Source organism: Okeania hirsuta (assembly GCF_003838195.1).
In the GTDB taxonomy this organism is placed as follows: domain Bacteria; phylum Cyanobacteriota; class Cyanobacteriia; order Cyanobacteriales; family Microcoleaceae; genus Okeania; species Okeania hirsuta.
In genome coordinates this window covers 1-1,150 of sequence record NZ_RCBY01000608.1, presented here as the reverse complement: position 1 = coordinate 1,150, position 1,150 = coordinate 1, and the positions used below count along the sequence as shown (strand labels likewise).

Sequence of the window (1,150 nt, the reverse complement as noted above, 5' to 3'; positions counted from 1 at the left end):
GTTTGGATCGATCAGCCCGGAATGCCTGCCTCTGCCAATGGACAAAAGGTAGCTTGACAAAACTTCCGTATAATTGATCGTCCTGCGGGTTGCCCCAAAGAAAAGCTACCTGCTGGGTTTACTGGAAAGATACGTAGCCACGGCTCGACATTCCATACTGTGGTTGACCCTGGATTACCACAGCATGGAATGTCGAGCCGTGGCTACGTATCTTTCCAGTAAACCCAGCAGGTAGCTTGACAAAACTTCCGTATAATTGATCGTCCTGCGGGTTGCCCCAAAGAAAAGCTACCTTTTGTCCATTGGCAGAGGCAGGCATTCCGGGCTGATCGATCCAAACAATGTTCGATGGGTCCACATTAATCGGCTTGTCATCGCTAGAAAACGCCTCCTCAGTAGGAAGGACGAGATACGGCCCCTCATCGATCTCTATGTATGCCAGGTTGTTGCTGCCCTCGGCAGCGGTAATGTGCACACCTCCGGCTGGCTGTGTCCAGAAAGAACCCGTCGGCAGCCACATCTTCTCGGCATTCGGGTCATCGTTGTGAACTGTGCCGCTAATGGCCACTCCACGGTAGGTGATATTGTGAATGTGAGGTGGCGACGAGAAGCCGTCCACAAACTCTACGAGGAAGCCTGAAGGCCCGGAGCTAGTGCGATCGCCCCAAAGGGTACCAGCCCTCGGGCTTTGGTCTCCGCGGGCGGGGTTGAGCGGTCCCCACTGGACTTCGGACCTTAAGACGACCTCGGAGGTTGGCTTGGCTGCTGATTCCAGCTCTATGGTTTGGGATGTGACCTGGGAGCTAGTATAAGCGACGATTACGATGCTTATAAGTGCTAGTGCGAGTAATAGAAACGTTCTTATGTTCTTCATTTTGATCATTTTAATTTCTCCAAGAGCGTCAGACTACCCAATCACCATTACAGTCTTACTCTGGAGCAAATTATGATTTCCATGAGAGACTGCGGAACCGAGCAGATGAATTTAAAATCTGATGAGTCCTCGTCTGTATCAAGTAATAGAATAAATTTGGATGGTAAAGCAGTTTATTTGTGCTATATTATACAATAAAATAGCTAAGAATGCAAACTATTTTTGCCAAAATACAATCATAAACTAGAACTATGCGTTTGCATAGGATTCGACAGG

General features: G+C 48.6%; 1 protein-coding gene. It reads right to left on the bottom strand.

Annotation, left to right across the window (positions count from 1 at the left end; genetic code table 11):
* Positions 1-118: 118 nt before the first annotated feature.
* Complete coding sequence (locus D5R40_RS33190; RefSeq protein WP_205127865.1) at positions 119-874, bottom strand: DUF4437 domain-containing protein; 756 nt, start codon at positions 872-874, stop codon at positions 119-121.
* Positions 875-1,150: the final 276 nt, after the last annotated feature.

Bases quoted from the DNA above. Each gene is read 5' to 3' on its own strand.
- D5R40_RS33190 (WP_205127865.1), bottom strand. From the start codon at position 874: ATGAAGAACATAAGAACGTTTCTATTACTCGCACTAGCACTTATAAGC.